Origin of the sequence: Amycolatopsis methanolica 239 (genome assembly GCF_000739085.1) — a bacterium.
Taxonomy (GTDB): domain Bacteria; phylum Actinomycetota; class Actinomycetes; order Mycobacteriales; family Pseudonocardiaceae; genus Amycolatopsis_E; species Amycolatopsis_E methanolica.
On record NZ_CP009110.1, the window covers coordinates 7071950 to 7087911 of the forward strand.

General features: G+C 70.2%; 15 protein-coding genes. 9 read left to right on the forward strand and 6 right to left on the reverse strand.

Translation table 11 applies throughout. From position 1 onward, the window contains the following. Window positions 1-38: 38 nt before the first annotated feature. From AMETH_RS34610 to AMETH_RS34620, 3 genes are all read right to left on the reverse strand, one after another. Entirely contained in the window at window positions 39-470 is a 432-nt protein-coding gene (locus tag AMETH_RS34610; RefSeq protein WP_026153632.1) for a DUF4395 domain-containing protein, read from the reverse strand. A gap of 396 nt (window positions 471-866) precedes the next feature. After that, the gene (locus tag AMETH_RS34615) at window positions 867-1301 is read right to left on the reverse strand and encodes a TlpA family protein disulfide reductase (RefSeq protein ID WP_017985786.1); all 435 of its coding nucleotides are present in this window, start codon (window positions 1299-1301) and stop codon (window positions 867-869) included. A gap of 7 nt (window positions 1302-1308) precedes the next feature. Next, window positions 1309-2190, reverse strand: a complete 882-nt coding sequence (locus AMETH_RS34620) for an LmeA family phospholipid-binding protein (protein ID WP_167345532.1) — start codon at window positions 2188-2190, stop codon at window positions 1309-1311. 211 nt (window positions 2191-2401) lie between these two features. On the opposite strand from AMETH_RS34620, the gene AMETH_RS34625 reads away from it, so the two are divergent. The 8 genes from AMETH_RS34625 (at window position 2402) to AMETH_RS34660 (ending at window position 10661) form a co-directional block, all read left to right on the forward strand. Continuing rightward, window positions 2402-3154 carry a winged helix-turn-helix transcriptional regulator gene (locus AMETH_RS34625; RefSeq protein ID WP_017985788.1) on the forward strand — a complete coding sequence of 251 codons (753 nt, stop codon included), beginning with the start codon at window positions 2402-2404 and terminating at the stop codon, window positions 3152-3154. A 19-nt stretch (window positions 3155-3173) separates the two neighbouring features. Then, window positions 3174-4079, forward strand: a complete 906-nt coding sequence (mshD, locus tag AMETH_RS34630) for a mycothiol synthase (RefSeq protein WP_017985789.1) — start codon at window positions 3174-3176, stop codon at window positions 4077-4079. A 215-nt stretch (window positions 4080-4294) separates the two neighbouring features. After that, on the forward strand, window positions 4295-5422 hold the full coding sequence (gene pstS, locus AMETH_RS34635) for a phosphate ABC transporter substrate-binding protein PstS (RefSeq protein ID WP_017985790.1): 1128 nt from the start codon (window positions 4295-4297) through the stop codon (window positions 5420-5422). Between the two features lie 192 nt (window positions 5423-5614). Then, window positions 5615-6538: a phosphate ABC transporter permease subunit PstC gene (gene pstC, locus AMETH_RS34640; RefSeq protein WP_017985791.1), complete on the forward strand. Its 924-nt coding sequence runs from the start codon at window positions 5615-5617 to the stop codon at window positions 6536-6538. Next, the gene (pstA, locus tag AMETH_RS34645; RefSeq protein WP_017985792.1) at window positions 6538-7464 is read left to right on the forward strand and encodes a phosphate ABC transporter permease PstA; all 927 of its coding nucleotides are present in this window, start codon (window positions 6538-6540) and stop codon (window positions 7462-7464) included. Before pstC ends, pstA begins: the two co-directional genes overlap by 1 nt. Window positions 7465-7474: 10 nt before the next feature. Continuing rightward, window positions 7475-8251 carry a phosphate ABC transporter ATP-binding protein PstB gene (pstB, locus tag AMETH_RS34650; protein ID WP_017985793.1) on the forward strand — a complete coding sequence of 259 codons (777 nt, stop codon included), beginning with the start codon at window positions 7475-7477 and terminating at the stop codon, window positions 8249-8251. A gap of 852 nt (window positions 8252-9103) precedes the next feature. Beyond that, entirely contained in the window at window positions 9104-9997 is an 894-nt protein-coding gene (locus AMETH_RS34655; RefSeq protein ID WP_017985794.1) for an EamA family transporter, read from the forward strand. A gap of 22 nt (window positions 9998-10019) precedes the next feature. Beyond that, a complete protein-coding gene (locus AMETH_RS34660) occupies window positions 10020-10661 on the forward strand; it encodes a GTP pyrophosphokinase (RefSeq protein ID WP_017985795.1) in 642 nt (213 codons plus the stop codon). A 4-nt stretch (window positions 10662-10665) separates the two neighbouring features. On the opposite strand, the gene phoU is transcribed toward AMETH_RS34660, so the two are convergent. From phoU to AMETH_RS34675, 3 genes are all read right to left on the reverse strand, one after another. Next, window positions 10666-11331, reverse strand: a complete 666-nt coding sequence (phoU, locus tag AMETH_RS34665; RefSeq protein WP_017985796.1) for a phosphate signaling complex protein PhoU — start codon at window positions 11329-11331, stop codon at window positions 10666-10668. A gap of 78 nt (window positions 11332-11409) precedes the next feature. After that, complete coding sequence (locus AMETH_RS34670) at window positions 11410-12798, reverse strand: LCP family protein (protein WP_038533728.1); 1389 nt, start codon at window positions 12796-12798, stop codon at window positions 11410-11412. A gap of 1819 nt (window positions 12799-14617) precedes the next feature. Continuing rightward, window positions 14618-15358 carry a GGDEF domain-containing protein gene (locus AMETH_RS34675; protein WP_017985798.1) on the reverse strand — a complete coding sequence of 247 codons (741 nt, stop codon included), beginning with the start codon at window positions 15356-15358 and terminating at the stop codon, window positions 14618-14620. 166 nt (window positions 15359-15524) lie between these two features. Here AMETH_RS34675 and AMETH_RS34680 point away from each other — a divergent pair, with 166 nt between their 5' ends. Then, window positions 15525-15962, forward strand: a complete 438-nt coding sequence (locus AMETH_RS34680) for a flavin reductase family protein (RefSeq protein ID WP_223843010.1) — start codon at window positions 15525-15527, stop codon at window positions 15960-15962.

The window sequence follows — 15962 nt, forward strand, 5'->3', positions numbered from 1 at the left end:
AGAGCACTTCTCGCTTTCTTCTTCTCGTGGGTGGACTGTCAGGAAGCCTGGCTCGGCGCGACGCGCCGGATCAGGAGGTACATCTCGCAGCCGAGGCAGAAGTTGAAGGCCGCGTTGAGGAACGCCGCGAACAGCGCGAACGCCGTCGCGACGATGCCGAGCGCCGTGACCCCGGTGGCGTAGCCGACGGTGCCGACCAGCGCGAACACGAACCCGACCGCCTGGGCGAACCGCAGCGGCGCCGCGTCCTCCCGCTCGGACGTCGGCGCGAGCCGGGGCGCCACGAGGTAGCGGTAGAGCAGCGAGTACGGGGCCGGCTTGAGGCCGATGAACGCGCCGATCGCGAACACGACCGTCTGGACGGCCAGCAGCGGCCACCAACCCGTGATCAGGACCACCGCGAGCACGACGGTCGTGATGACGGCCGCGAAGCGCGGTCCACGGGGGTCTACGGCTGGGCCTGCTGACATGTCACCTCCCTGGCGGGGCGCGCGTGAGCGCGCGTCGGAATGGGTTTTTCCGGCGGGGGGAGAAGCGGGTACGGCTGAGGCGGACCCGCTAGGGCAGACACAGGCTGCTGCGCACGCGGCAGAAGTCGACCGCGCGGCGTTGCGTCAGCAGAGTGAGGGGCAGCCTGCACACGAGCGTCAGGCTACCCGGACGTCCCTGAAAGTGGGAGTGGCGTCCACCCAGTGAGAGCATTCCCACGATCCAAGAAAAAAATTCGGCCCAGGTCAGCGGTGTGCCACTCGGCCACACGCGGCAGGAGGTGCGGTGGGAGGGCTGCCGGCGGTGCGGCCAGCGGCGCGTCACTCAGTCACGGGCGGGAAGGCGCGCCGGCCGCCAACAGCGCAGCCGGCTGCGTGTCAATCCGTCACACGCGCCGGGAGGTGCGGCGCGAGGGCTTCCAGCAGCGCGGGAGCCTTCGGCACGCCGCCGACGCGCAGCAGCTCGGTGCCGTCGGACCCGTAGGCGATCGTGGTCGGCGTGCGCAGCACACCCAGCGCCCGCGCGACCTCCGGCTGGTTCGTCACGTCCAGCTCGACGTGGTTCAGGCCGTCGGTGCGCTCGGCCAGCGGGCCGAGCAGGGCGCGGGTGTGCCGGCACGGGGTGCAGAACGTGGTGGAGATCTGCACCAGGGTGACGCTGGCGCCGGTGTCGAGCGCGGCGGCGACCGGCTCGGGCAGCCCGGCCGCGGGCGCCCGGCGAGCCGCCCGGACGCGCCCGTTGCGCGCCTTGAGCAGCCCGCCTGCGACGGCCGCGACCACCAGCGTGCCGAGCACGACCCACACGCCCGTCATCCGCGCCTCACCCTCCGGTAGAGCTGGTCGCCCCGCTGAACCTCACGTTCTTGGCCTCGCCCTTGATGGTGACCGAACCGCTGTTCACCTGTACCGCCGTCGGGGTGACCTCGAACGGGAGGTTGCCGGTGTCGATCGTGGCCTTGAAGTTCGGCAGCAGGGCTTGCTGCACAGCTTCGGGAACAACGGTCGTCTCCTTGTCATTCCCGTACTGCAGCCGCTTCGGCACGATGTCGATCGCCGTGCCGTGTAGTTCGATCATCGCGAAGCAGAAGATCTCCAGCTGCTGGCCCGCGATCTGCACGTACCCGGAGATGCGGACGCCCGCCCTGGACTTGTCCTGCTCGTCCTCGGTCGTGCCCTCCTGGCCCTGCTGGTCACCACCGGAGCCGCTGTCGGTGCCGCTGTCGGCGTCCTGGCCGGTCTCGACGTACTCGATGCTGGACGGCTCGATCCGCAGGTCGTCGACCTTGGTCAGCGGGTCCACCTTGTTGATGTCGCTGGCCTTGATCGTGACCTGGGCCTCCAGGCGGCCGATGTCGATCGCGTCGGTGTTGCCGTTGACCAGGTCGGACAGCGGGGCTGTGACGTCGTAGAGGTCGGCCGTCACACCGACGTCCTGCAGGTCCTTGATCGGCACGCCGGACGCGGACAGTGAGATGTGCCCGTAGTCGCCGCCGATCGCCTGCGTGGTGAACGGGAAACCGTGGATCGTGACGGACGGGTCGTCGCTCAGCTTCAGCTGCTCGCGCGCCTTCTGCGACACCGCGTGCTCGGCATACGCGGCGAGCCCGAAATCGGCCCCGACCAGGAGCGCGAGCAGCACGACGAGACTGATGACGATGCGGCGGGCGCGGCGTCCACGGCGGCGCGATCCCGCTGGTGGCACGGCTCGGTCCTGGGTCGCAGGTCTGCTCACTCTTCGTGTCCGATCTGTCTCGTGTCCGGGTCCTGGACAGCCCGAGGCTACGGGGCAACAGTGTGACGTCAGTGTGACGGTGGCTGCAGAGCAGGTGGTTTCCACCAGTTCACCCGCTAGTCTTGTCCGCTAAGACCAGGGGCGCTCAAAGGCTACGGACTAGCAAGAAGGCGGTGTGGCGATGAGCCTGGACCTGCTCGTACTCACGTCCGAGGCGGAAGCCACCGCAGTCCTCCCAGCTCTCGACCTTCTGCCGCACACGGTACGCGTCCGGGCGCCGGAGGTCACCGCGCTCCTCGACGCGGGCCACCGGGACGTCATCCTGCTGGACGCGCGCACCGATCTCGCGTCGGCCAAGAGCCTCTGCCGGCTGCTGAAGGGCACCGGCGAGGACGAGGGCAGCACGCCGATCATCGCGGTCATCGGCGAGGGCGGCCTGGTCGCGGTCAGCGCCGAGTGGCGCACCGACGACATCCTGCTCCCCACCGCGGGCCCGGCCGAGGTCGACGCCCGGCTGCGGCTGGCGACCACCCGCGACGGCGGCGCCACCCAGGTGGACACCGAGCTGCGGGTCGGTGACCTGGTGATCGACGAGGCGACGTACACCGCACGGTTGCGCCGCCGCACCCTCGAGCTCACCTACAAGGAGTTCGAGCTGCTCAAGTACCTCGCGCAGCACGCGGGCCGGGTGTTCACCCGCGCCCAGCTGCTGCAGGAGGTCTGGGGCTACGACTTCTTCGGTGGCACCCGCACCGTCGACGTGCACGTCCGGCGCCTGCGCGCCAAGCTCGGCCCCGAGCACGAGCAGATGATCGGCACCGTGCGCAACGTCGGCTACAAGTTCGAGCGTCCGGCCAAGGCCGGCGCCAAGCCCGGCGTGACTTCGCTCAACTTCGACCCGAGCGAGCTGTCCACGGAGTTCTCCACCCCCTGATCAGGGATAGCGTGAATCCGTGCTGACAGTGGTGTGGGTCGACGAACTGGACGAAACGACTACGCGCGAGGTGCGTGAGCTGCTGCTCGCCGCCCGCAAGGTGGACGGGCGACCGGACATCTCCCCCGGCGAGCCGTTGCCGGGCGAGTTCGCGTCCGGTCCGCACCTGCTGGCCCGCTCCGACGGCGTGCTCGCCGGGTACGCCCACCTGGACACCTCCGGGGACGCGTTCGGCCGCCAGGTCGCCGAGCTGATCGTGCGCCCGGACCACCGGCGCCGGGGCGTGGGCACCGAGGTGCTGTCCGCGCTCGTCGACCGCGCCGGCGGCGCGCAGCTGCGCGTCTGGGCTCACGGCGACCACCCCGGCGCCGCGGCCCTCGCCGAACGAGCGGGCTTTTCGCGTGCCCGCGAGCTGCTGGTCATGCACACCCCGGTCGACCCAGACTGGCCGGAGCCCCGGCTGCCCGAGGGCGTCTCGCTGCGCACCTTCGTGCCCGGCCAAGACGAGCAGGCCGTCATCGAGGTGAACGCCCGCGCCTTCGACTGGCACCCCGAGCAGGGCAGGCTCACCGTCGACGACCTGCGCGCCGAGGAGGCGGCGGACTGGTTCGACGCGGATGGGTTCTTCCTCGCCGAGGACAGCACGGGCAAGCTGCTCGGCTTCCACTGGACGAAGGTGCACCCGGCCAACCCGCGCCGGTTCGGCGGCCGGGAGACCGGCGAGGTGTACGTCGTCGGCGTCGACCCCGGCGCGCAGGGCGGCGGGCTGGGCAAGGCCCTGACGCTGGCCGGCCTGCGGTACCTCCGCGACCGCGGCCTGCCCCAGGTGATCTTGTACGTGGAAGGCGACAACGCGCCCGCGATAGCCGTTTATTCGCGACTCGGTTTCACCCGTCACGAGGTCGACGTCCAGTACGAACGGTGATCAGCGTTCCGTTACGTTAACCCTCCGCCAACCTTCCATCACGGAACATGTACCCGCAGGTCACGGGCCGGACACGACGCCCGTTCGGGTGACGTTGTCCCGCTCACATTGGCGGCCTTGTTCACTTTGCGTTCATCTGTATAGAGGCGCGCGTCCACCCGTGCTGCCTAATGTCCGGTTGCGACGAATGGCTATCACTAGCTGGAGGACATGAAGTGAAGATCATGCGGCCGATGGGTGCTCTCGGCATCGCGGCGAGCGCTGCCCTCGTGCTCGCGGCCTGTGGCACCGACCCGGCGTCGACGGGCAACACCCAGACCTCGGGTGCGGCGACCGCGCCGACCGCGACCGCGAACGTCGAGTGCGGCGGCAAGTCGCCGCTCACCGGTGAGGGTTCGACGGCCCAGAAGACCGCGGTGGACATCTTCGCCCAGCAGTACACCAAGGCCTGCTCCGGCCAGATCGTGAACTACAACGCGACCGGCTCCGGCTCGGGCGTCAAGCAGTTCACCGCCAAGCAGGTCGACTTCGGCGGCTCGGACTCGCCGCTGAAGGCCGGTGACGAGCAGACCAAGGCCAACGAGCGCTGCGCCGGAGGCGAGGCGTGGAACCTGCCGCTGGTCGTCGGCCCGGTGGCCATCGCCTACAAGCTGGACGGCGTCTCCTCGCTCACGCTGAACGGCGAGGTCACGGCCAAGATCTTCAACGGCCAGATCACCAAGTGGAACGACCCGGCGATCGCCGCCCTCAACGCGGGCGTCAACCTGCCGGACAAGCCGATCCAGGTTTTCTCGCGGTCCGACGAGTCGGGCACCACCGACAACTTCCAGACCTACCTCGAGGCCGCCTCGAAGGGCGCCTGGACGCAGGGCACCGGCAAGGCCTTCAAGGGCGGCGTCGGCAACGGCGCGCAGGGCTCCAACGGTGTCGCCTCGGGCATCCGGGCCGCCGACGGCGCCATCGGCTACATCGAGTCGTCCTACGTCAAGGACGGCCTGAGCGCCGCCAAGCTGGACAGCGGCTCCGGCGCCGTCGAGCTGACCCCGGAGAACGTGGCCAAGGCGCTCGACGCCGCGACCTTCCGCACCCCGGGCAGCAACGACCTGGCCATGGACCTCAAGGCCATCTACGCCAGCAACACCCCGGGCGCGTACCCGCTGCTGCTGACCACCTACGAGATCGTCTGCTCGAAGGGCTACGACGCCGACACCGCCAAGGCGATGAAGGCGTTCCTGACCGTGGCTGCCACCACCGCTCAGCAGCCGATCGCCGAGAAGGGTTTCGTGCCGCTCCCGCAGTCCCTGCAGGACAAGGTGCTGACCTCGATCAACGCGATCTCCTGACGATCGACCGCCACCCCAGAACGGGTTGCACTGAGTAACTGATGAGCGAGTCACTCGCGAGGCGGACGCCCACCGGGGACACCGGTGGGCGTCCGCTTGCGTCTAGACCACTCCCGGAGGCCCCCGATTACGGCGCAACCACCGGCCACTGAGCGAACCCCCTCACTGGCCTCACCGAACAAGACCGCGAAGGTGCGGCCGGGTGACCGCATCTTCAAGAACCTGAGCACCGGCGCGGGCATCTTCGTCGTCGCACTCATCGCGCTGATCGGGATCTTCCTGCTGGTGCAGGCGATTCCGGCACTGGGCGCGAACGAGGTCAACTTCCTCACCTCCCGCATCTGGGAGACCGGCGACCCCACCCACCTGCGGTTCGGCATCCTGGACCTGCTGCTGGTCACGATCTACACCTCGCTGGTGGCCCTGATCATCGCGATGCCGATCTCGCTGGGCATCGCGTTGTTCCTGACCCAGTACGCCCCGCGCCGGCTGGCGCGGCCGTTCGCCTACGTGGTCGACCTGCTGGCCGCGGTGCCCTCGATCATCTTCGGTCTGTGGGGCATCCTCGTGCTGGCGCCGAAGATGGCGCCGGTGTCGCAGTGGCTGAACGAGACCCTCGGCTTCATCCCGATCTTCGGCACCGGCAACGTGTTCCCGAACTACTCGGGCACGATCTTCACGGCGGGCGTGGTGCTCGCGGTGATGCTGCTGCCGATCATCACCTCGCTGTCCCGCGAGGTGTTCGAGCGCACGCCAACCGCCCACATCGAGGGCGCGCTCGCGCTCGGCGCCACCCGCTGGGAGGTCATCCGGACGACGGTGCTGCCGTTCGGGAAGGCCGGTTACGTCGGCGCGTCGATGCTCGGCCTGGGACGCGCCCTCGGCGAGACGATCGCGCTGGCGGTCATCCTGTACATCCCCCGCGGGCACTTCTTCGACTGGAGCGTGTTCGACGGTGGCGCGACGTTCGCGTCGCAGATCGCCGCGAACTACGCGGAGTTCAACAACCCCACGTCGGCCGGCGCCTACATCGCGGCCGGTCTGGTGCTGTTCGTCCTGACCTTCGCGGTGAACTTCGCGGCCCGGACGATCATCGGCGAGCGGAAGGCGGACTGATGACCTCGACACTGTCCGAGACCGAACGGCTGGCGTCGCCGCCGGCGTTCCAGCAGGTCAGCGCGGGCCGCAAGGCCAAGAACGCGCTCGCCACGGTGCTGGTGTGGCTGTCGTTCCTGATCGCCGTCGCCCCGCTGGTGTGGGTGCTCTACACGGTGATCGCGAACGGCATCAAGCGCATCCCGTACACCAACTGGTGGAGCCAGGACTTCGGGTCGGTGCTGTCCGACGAGGTCGGCGGTGGTGTCCTGCACGCCATCATCGGCACGCTCGAACAGGGCCTGATGTGCGCGGTCATCTCGGTGCCGCTCGGCCTGCTGGTCGCCATCTACCTGGTGGAGTACGGGCGGGACACCCGGCTGGCCAAGGTCACCACGTTCATGGTGGACATCCTCTCCGGTGTCCCCTCGATCGTGGCCGCGCTGTTCATCTACGCGCTGTGGATCACCACGTTCGGCCTGCCGCGCAGCGGGTTCGCCGTGTCGCTGGCCCTGGTGCTGCTGATGATCCCGGTCGTCGTGCGCTCCGCGGAGGAGATGCTGCGGATCGTGCCGGACGACCTGCGCGAGGCGTCCTACGCGCTGGGGGTGCCGAAGTGGAAGACGATCATGAAGATCGTCCTGCCGACGGCCATGTCCGGCATCATCAGCGGTGTCATGATGGCCCTGGCCCGCGTCATGGGCGAGACCGCGCCGCTGCTGGTGCTGGTCGGTTACTCGGCGTACGTCAACTGGGACCTGTTCGGTGACAACCAGGCGTCGTTGCCGCTGCTGATGAACACCGAGCGGGCCACGAACTCCATGGAACCGGGTAGCGTCGGATTCGACCGGATCTGGGGCGCCGCGCTGACCCTCGTCATCATCATCGCCCTCATCAACCTGATCGCCACGGTGGTCTCCCGCCTGGTCGCCCCGAAGAAGAAGTGAGCGTTCCGCAATGGCCAAGCGAATCGACGTCAAGGACCTCGACATCTACTACGGCAAGTTCCACGCCGTCGACAGCGTCACGCTGTCCGTGCCGCCGCGGAACGTCACGGCCTTCATCGGCCCGTCGGGCTGCGGCAAGTCGACCGTGCTGCGCACGCTGAACCGGATGCACGAGGTCATCCCGGGCGCGCGGGCCGAGGGTCAGGTCCTGCTCGACGGCGAGGACATCTATGCGTCCTCGGTCGACCCGGTACAGGTGCGCCGCACGATCGGCATGGTGTTCCAGCGGCCCAACCCGTTCCCGACGATGTCCATCCGGGACAACGTGGTGGCCGGGCTGAAGCTGGCGGGCACGAAGAACAAGAAGAAGCTCGACGAGATCGCCGAGCGGGCGCTGCGCGGCGCGAACCTGTGGAACGAGGTCAAGGACCGGCTCAACAAGCCGGGCGGCAGCCTCTCCGGTGGTCAGCAGCAGCGGCTCTGCATCGCGCGGGCCATCGCCGTGCGCCCGGACGTCCTGCTGATGGACGAGCCGTGCTCGGCGCTGGACCCGATCTCCACGCTCGCGATCGAGGACCTGATCGCCGAGCTGAAGAAGGACTACACCATCGTGATCGTCACGCACAACATGCAGCAGGCGGCGCGGGTGTCGGACCAGACGGCGTTCTTCAACCTCGCCGGTGTCGGCCAGCCGGGACGGCTGGTCGAGATCAACGACACGGAGAAGATCTTCTCCAACCCGAACGAGAAGGCGACCGAGGACTACATCTCGGGCCGGTTCGGCTGATCATCGTTCGTCGACGACCCCCTCGGTTGGTGCTGAGGGGGTCGTTCTTTTTTTCCGGGGCAGCAGGGGCCTGCCCACGGCGGTGCGGTTCTCGGCCGCGGGAACGTCTGCCGGTGACCGGCCGCCACGGTTCGTCACTTCGAACGCGGGCTCGATCGCTCCGCCGAGCCGGTCGAACATCCGCATCGGAACCGCCGGTCGCGTGGAGCACCTCCTCGTTCCAGCCCGGTTGGATGTAGCCGGCCACGACCTCGGCGCCCAGCTCCTGGCCAGGTCGAGCTTCCGCGATCCACCGGCCGCGCCGATGACCCTGGCGCCCGCGGCTCGGGCGAGTTGCACCAGCAGGCTGCCCGCCCCACCGGCCCGCCGCTTCGACCCAGCACCCACTCGCCTGCGGCGGTCCTGGCGTTCTCGACCAGGCCCAGCACCGTCTGCCGTCGCTGTGGAGTGCCGTGGCGTCCGGCAGTACCTGGGCGTCGGGCACCGGGAACAGGTCGGCCACCGCGGCCACAGCCCACTCGGCGAAGCCGCCGGCCTCGCCCGTGCCAGCCACGGTGCGGCGGCCCAGCCAGTCCTGGTCGACCTGCTCGCCGACCGCGTCCAACCGCCCGGCGACCGGGCTGCCAAGCACGTACGCGACTGGTCGTGCCAGCTGTCGGTGCCGCGGCGGATCCGGGTCTCCGCGCAAGGTCAGGCCCGCCACCTCGACCACGACCTGTCCCGTTCCCGGAGCCGGTGGTCCCCTCACTCACCGACTGGTGATCTCCACGTCGGTGGAGGCAGGCAGTGAGGCAAATCCGGTGGGAACTGTCGGTGGGTGCCGCTAGCGTCGGGGACGTGGTTCAGGTTCACGTGGAAGGTGTCGGCGGGCGGTTGCCGAAACCGCGGGCGCTCGCGGCGGCCGGGCGGGCGCTCGGCGCCATCCCGCCGCCGCTGCAGGTGCTGATCGGGATCGTCAGCGTGCAGGTGGGCGCGTCGCTCGCCAAGCAGCTCTTCGCGGTCGCCGGGCCGGCCGGGACGGTCGCGCTGCGGTTGTTCTTCGCCGCGGTGGTGCTGCTGCTCGTATGGCGCCCGGTGCTTCGCATGGGCCGCCGGGCGCTGCCGGTGGTCCTCGCCTACGGCCTGGTGCTCGGCACCATGAACCTGACCTTCTACCAGGCGCTGGCGCGCATCCCGCAGGGCATCGCGGTCACCATCGAGTTCCTCGGGCCCCTCGCGGTCGCGCTGGCTGGGTCCCGGCGCTGGCTCGACGTGCTGTGGGCGCTGCTGGCGGCAGGCGGCGTCGTGTTGCTCGCCGAGACGCGGGGCGACCTGTCGATGCTCGGCATCGTGTTCGCGCTCGTCGCAGGCGCCTGCTGGGGGCTGTACATCCTGCTCAGCGCGTCCCTCGGCAAGCGCACAGAGGAGGGCAAGGGCCTCGCGCTGGGCATGGCCGTCGCGGCGGTCGCGGCGATGCCGGCGGGAGTGGTCGAGAGCGGCACGAGCCTGCTGTCGCCGTGGGTGCTGCTGATCGGGCTCGCGGTGGCGCTGCTGTCGTCGGTCGTCCCGTACTCGCTCGAGCTGGAGGCGCTGCGCAAGATCCCGCCGCGCGTGTTCGGCATCCTGATGAGCCTCGAACCGGCCGTCGCGGCGCTGTCCGGGCTCCTGGTGCTCGGGGAGGCCCTGCACCCACTGCAGTGGCTGGCCATCTGCTGCGTCGTCGCGGCCTCGATCGGGGCGACCCGCTCGGTGCGGGATGCGCCCTGATCGACCTCGGTAGGCTGGTCGCATGACCGTGCTCGACGAAGTCGGCCACTCAGCTGCGCTGCTTCGAGCGCTCCAGCGTGAACTCATGGTCTACAAGTTCGGCATCGACGAGCTGATGACCAAACTGCGGATCCTGTCCGAGGAGTTCGACTTCGCCAACCAGCACGACCCGATCGAGCACCTGGCGAGCCGCGTCAAGGCGCCCGAAGCGATCCTCGACAAGCTCGCCCGCAAGGGCCTGGAGCCGAGCATCGAGGCGATCCGCGAGCACATCGAGGACGTCGCCGGGATCCGCGTGGTGTGCCCGTTCGTGCCGGACGTCTACCTGGTCGCCGACATGCTGGGCCGCCAGGACGACGTCGAGGTCGTGCGGACCAAGGACTACATCGCCGAGCCGAAGCCGAACGGGTACCGCAGCCTGCACCTGATCGTGCGGATCCCGGTGTTCCTGTCCGACCGGGTCGAGCGGGTCAAGGTGGAGATCCAGATGCGCACGGTCGGCATGGACTTCTGGGCCGCCGTCGAGCACAAGCTGTTCTACAAGTACGCCGGCACCGCGCCTGCCGACTTCGCCGACGAGCTGCGCGCCGCCGCGGAAACCGCGGCCGACCTGGACGCGCGGATGACCGCCCTGCACCGGCGGCTGCAGGGCGGTCCGTCCTAGTTCGTCAGAGGTCCTCGTCGTGGGCGTAGCCGGGCATCTTGCCGGTCGCCACGAACACCATCCGCTTGCCGACGGACACCGCATGGTCGGCGAACCGCTCGTAGAACCGGCCGAGCAGCGTGATGTCGACGGCGGCCGCGACCCCGTGCTCCCAGTCCTTGTCCATGATCACCGTGAACAGGTGGCGGTGGATCTCGTCGACGCGGTCGTCCTCTTCCTCGAGGGCGCGGGCAGCCTCGACGTCCCGGCTCTTGATGACGTCGGCGACCTTCTCCGCCAGCCGGACGTCCAGCTCGCCCATCTCGGCGAAGTACTTCCGGACCGGCTCGGGCAGCGTAGCCTGCGGGTGGCGGCGGCGCGCAGCCTTGGCAACGTGCAGGGCGAGGTCGCCCATCCGCTCCAGGCTCTCCGCGGCGTGGATCACGGCCAGCACGGTCCGCAGGTCGGTCGCGACCGGGGCTTGCAGCGCCAGCAGGGCGTACGCCTTCTCCTCGTTCTCGGCACGAGCGTCGTCGATCTTCTGGTCGTCGCCGATCACCTGCTCGGCCAGGGACAGGTCCGCTTCGAGCAGTGCCTGGGTCGCCTTCTTCATGGCCGCCGCGGCCTGGAGCGACATGTCCGCCAGGTTCGCGGCCAGGTCTTCGAGTTCGACGTGGTAAGCCTCGCGCATGGGCCACACTCTACGACCCGTTCGGGGCAATCGCCGCATCGCGAAGTGAACCGGGAATGAACCGGCGCTAACGAGTTGTCACGAGTCCGAAGAGGTCGAACCGGACGACTTCGACGAGCTCGACGGCGGGGTCTGGGTCGCGCTCGCGGCCGCCTTCGCCGCCTCGTACTCGGGCGTGCCGGGCAGGGGGGTGTTGTCGATCAGGGCCTGGAACAGCTCCTTGGACCTGGTCTCCAGGAGCACCTCGTTGCCGCGGGTGTTCGGCTCGCCGACGGTCGGGACGGTGAGGAACTTCAGCTTGCTGGTGTCCAGGCCCTTCATCGACTGGGCCAGCGTCAGCATCTGGTCGACGCCGATGTTGTCGCCGAAGGTGGCCCGGGCGAACGCGGTCACGAAGTTCGTGAGCTGCGTCGGGTCGGTGATGACGCCCTGCGACATCGCCTTCTGCAGCAGCGCGGTGAGGAACTGCTGCTGCCGCTTGATGCGGCCGTAGTCCGAGGTCGGGTCGCCGACCACGTGGCGGGCGCGGACGAAGCTGAGCGCCTGGTCGCCGGAGATCGTCACGTCGCCGGTCTCGGCGATCACCATCCCCAGGGTGGTGTCCCGGATCGGGCTGTCGACGTGCACGGTCACGCCGTGCACCGCGTCGACCATCTCCTTGAACCCGCCGAAGTCGATGCCGACGAAGTGGTTAACGCGCAGCCCGGTTTGTTGCTGAACCCATTTGGTGAGGCACTTGGGCCCGCCGACCGCGTACGCGGTGTTCAGCTTGACCTTGGTGGCCGCGGAGACGATCTCGCTGGTGTAGGTGCCCGCGGCGGCGTCGTAGCGCTCGCAGGCGGGCCGGGAGATCTCCAGGTCACGGGGGAAGGACACGATCACCGCGCGCTTCCGGTCGGCCGGGACGTGCGCCAGCATGATGGTGTCCGAGCGGGCGCCGCCGATGGTGTCAGCGTCACCGACGTTCTCCTCGGCGGTGGCGCCGGCGCGGGTGTCGGAGCCGACGATGAGGAAGTTCTCGTCACCGGTCTGGCCGGCCGCGTTCTGGATGTCCGACGAGTTCTCGTCCAGTGCGGCGATCTCGGTGAACTTGCTGTTGAACCAGGTCTTGGTGCCCCACAGCGCGCCTGTGGCGAGGAAGATCAGCCCGGCGAGCACCGCGCACGCGATGCGGGTGATGCGGATCGAGCGGTCGCTGCGGCGTTGTTTCTTTTCCTGCAGCCGGGTCTGCGGGCCCGCCTTCTCGTCGTTCCCCTCGGATTTCACCGGCGCGACGACGCGCTGCAGCCGGGTGCGGGTCTGCTCGATGAGCGCGACCGGGCGCGCGATGAAGCGCTCGCGGCGCTCCTGGCGCTTGGCCTCCTCGGCGGCGAGCTCCTCGTGGGCGGCCGCGAAGCGGGCGAGGGTGTTGTCGATCTTGCGACGGACCTTGGTGTGGTCGCCGACGGGCTCCAGCTCGTCGGTCATCGTCAGCCGGTCCGCGGGGCTCACCGAGCGCCCCCGCCCAGGGCGACGCGGACCGCCGGGCCGCTCGAACGGCTCGCGGAGCTGGGTGGCGTCGGGTTCCGCGTCGTCCGCCGGCGGTTGGCGGTTGGCGGTTGGAGGCGTGGGGCTGGGGCGGGGCGCCTCGGCGTTGCTGGACTGCGGCGCTTCGGCGAAGCCACTGGGGTGCCGGGCGTCGGCGCGCTCGGGCTGGGGCGCGCGGCGGGCGGGGGCTGCGGCGCCGTTCGCGGCCTCCACGAAGCCACTGGGGCGGGCCGGGGCGTCGGCGCGGCGGGAAGGCTGCGGCCCGCTCGGGCGGGGCGGGGCGTCCGCGCGACCGGAGGGCTGCGGCGCTTCGGCGAAGCCACTGGGGTGCCGGGCGTCGGCGCGCTCGGGCTGGGGCCCACGGCGAGCAGGGGCCGCCGCGCCGTTCGCGGTCTCGACGAAACCGCTCGGGTGGACCGGGGCGTCGGCGCGGCCGGAGTTCGGCCGGCGCGGGGTCTCCGCACGACCGGAAGGCTGCGGCACCTCAGCGAAACCGCTCGGATGCACCGGGGCAGCCGCACCGCCGGAAGGCTTCGGCGCGCTCGGTCGGCGCGGGGCGTCGGCGGGGGCGGAGGGCTGCGCATCGGCAAAACCGCTTGGGTGGCGCGGGGCAGCGGCGCGACCGGAGGGCTGCGCCGCGGTGAAACCGCTCGGGTGCTGCACCTCGGCGCGGTCGGGCGCGCGGCGGACAGGAGCCACCGCGCCGTTTGGCTTCGGGGCTTCCGCGAAGCCGCTCGAGTGGCGTGGCGCTTCCGCGGGGGGCTGGGGTGCTTCCAGGAAGCTGCTCGGGTGCCAGGCCTCGGCGCGGCCCGGTGGCTGCGGGGCGCCTGCGGCGCCGTTCCGGTGGGCCGGTTCCGCGGGACGGCTCGGCGCGGCCGCGCGGTTCGAGGGCTGCGCCTCGGCGAAACCGTTCGCGTGGCGGCCCGGCGCAGCGGCCCGGCCCGACGGCTCCGGCGCTTCCGCGAAACCACTCGCGTGCCGCGCATCAGCGCGGGGCGGGGTTTTCGTGAAGCCGCTCGGGTGCGCGGCACCGTTCGACGGCTCCGGCCCCTCAGCGAAACCACCCGCGTGGCGGCCCGGCGCTGCAGCCCTGCCCGAGGGCTCCAGCGCATCCGCGGCACCGGGTGGCGGCTTCGGCGTGCAGCCGCTCGGGTGGTTCGGGGTCTCCGGCGCCGCCTCGCCGGCCGGCGCGCCCGCGCCCCGGCGTGGGGGGACTGCCCGGCGGGGCTGCTGCGTGGGCGGCAGGGGCGCGCCGGCCGAGCGCCCGGTCGCCGGGGCGCGGCGTTGCGGTGGGGGCTCCGGCGCGCGCGGCTCGGGGCGGGCCGGGGGTGCGCTTCGGCGCGCCACCGCCGGCGCCTGATCCGCGGGGGCCGTGTGCGCGTTCGACCGGGCGCCGTCGAACCGTGGGCGGTATCCGGTGTGCTGGGCTACCAGATCCGAAACGTTGATGCCGCCGTGCGTGTCCAGGGAACGCCTGCGTCGCCGGCCGTTGGAGGCGCCGTCGTCGGCTCTGTGACCGGGGCCTGCGGCGTGGTCGTCTGGCACCCGGTCTCCTCTCCCTCGGTCGCGCCGGCCCGCCGGGAGGGGACCGTCTCAGTGATCATCGCCGGGACGGCGAGCATCGTTATCGTAGAGATACTCGCGGGTCCTGACGACACCCTCCTGCTGATTTTTTTACATAGCGTGCGCCAAAGCGGGCCGAGTGCGACAAACGGGGTGATGCCGCACACCGGCAAAACGGGGAAACGATCGGTGCCAATTACTGACAGTGCTCAAGCACGCGGACTCCGCCGCGTTCGCGGTACGCGACCCGGTTGCGCCCGGCGTGCTTCGCGGCGTAAAGGAGGTCGTCGGCCATCCGCAGCTGCTCCGGGCCGCTCACCGGCTCGTGCGAAACGCCGACGCTGATCGTCACGCCAAGCCCGGGACAAATCTCTGACCAGGCGTGTTGCGCCACCCGGCGCCGGGCGCGCTCGGCTATCCGCAGCGCCGTCCCCGGCTGAACCTCCGGCAGCACTAGCATGAACTCCTCGCCGCCGTAACGCGCGCAAAAACCCGGCGCGGGTACACCTGCGCGCAACAACTCGGCCACCCGCCGCAACACCTGGTCACCGATCAAGTGACCAAACGTGTCATTGACGCTTTTGAACAGATCGATGTCGATCAGCGCCACCGCCAACGGGGTCCGCGCGTCCCCGCGCAGATCGGCGAGCCTGTTGTCCAGGTAACGGCGGTTGTAGACGGCGGTCAACGCGTCCCGGAGGCTCTCCTCACGGGCCTGGGCGCGCTCGCGGCGGAGGCGGTCGAACTCGCGGCGCAACTGCTCCGGGATCTGCGGACGGGCGGTGCGCGCGATGCCCAGCGCGGTCCTCAGGTGCTCGTAGGCCGTGCGGAAGTCGCCCTGTGAGGCGTGCAGTTCCGCGATAGCCTCGTGCAGGCTCAGCAGGTCGGTCTCGTCCGGCCGCGCCCGCTCCGAGGTCACCGTTTCCACCTCCGTCATTCAAGTCATGTCGTCTGGTTAGACGCGCGTCTTGAGCAATCGATACGGGCCAACACGAATATCGCTCAATGGGACGACCGGGGATCGCTCTCCGTGGCGGCCGCGGCCCGAACGACGCGTCCGTTTCCCGCCAGCGGCGCCATCGGCGGATCGTGAAGCTGAAACCGTGGCACACGTGGAGATCGAGCCGAACATCCTGTACTTCGGCACGCCGGTGGTGCTCGTCAGCACGATCGGCGACACCCGCGATCTCGCCCCGATCTCGTCGGCGTTCTGGCTGGGCTGGCGCGCGATCATCGGCATCGGCGCCCGCTCGCAGACAGCGCGGAACCTGCGGCGTACCAGGGAATGCGTGCTGAACCTTCCGTCCGTCCGCGAGGTCGACGCTGTCGACCGGCTCGCCCGCACCACTGGCACCGCCGCGGTCCCGGAATCCAAGCTGCGCCGGGGATACCGCTACGAGGCGGACAAGTTCGGGGTGGCCGGGCTGACCGCGGTGCCGTCGTCGACGGTGGCGCCGCCGCGCGTCGCGGAGTGCCCGGTGGCCATGGAGACTGTCGTGGAGGCGATCCACCCGGTCGCGGCGGACGGCGGCGGCCGCTGA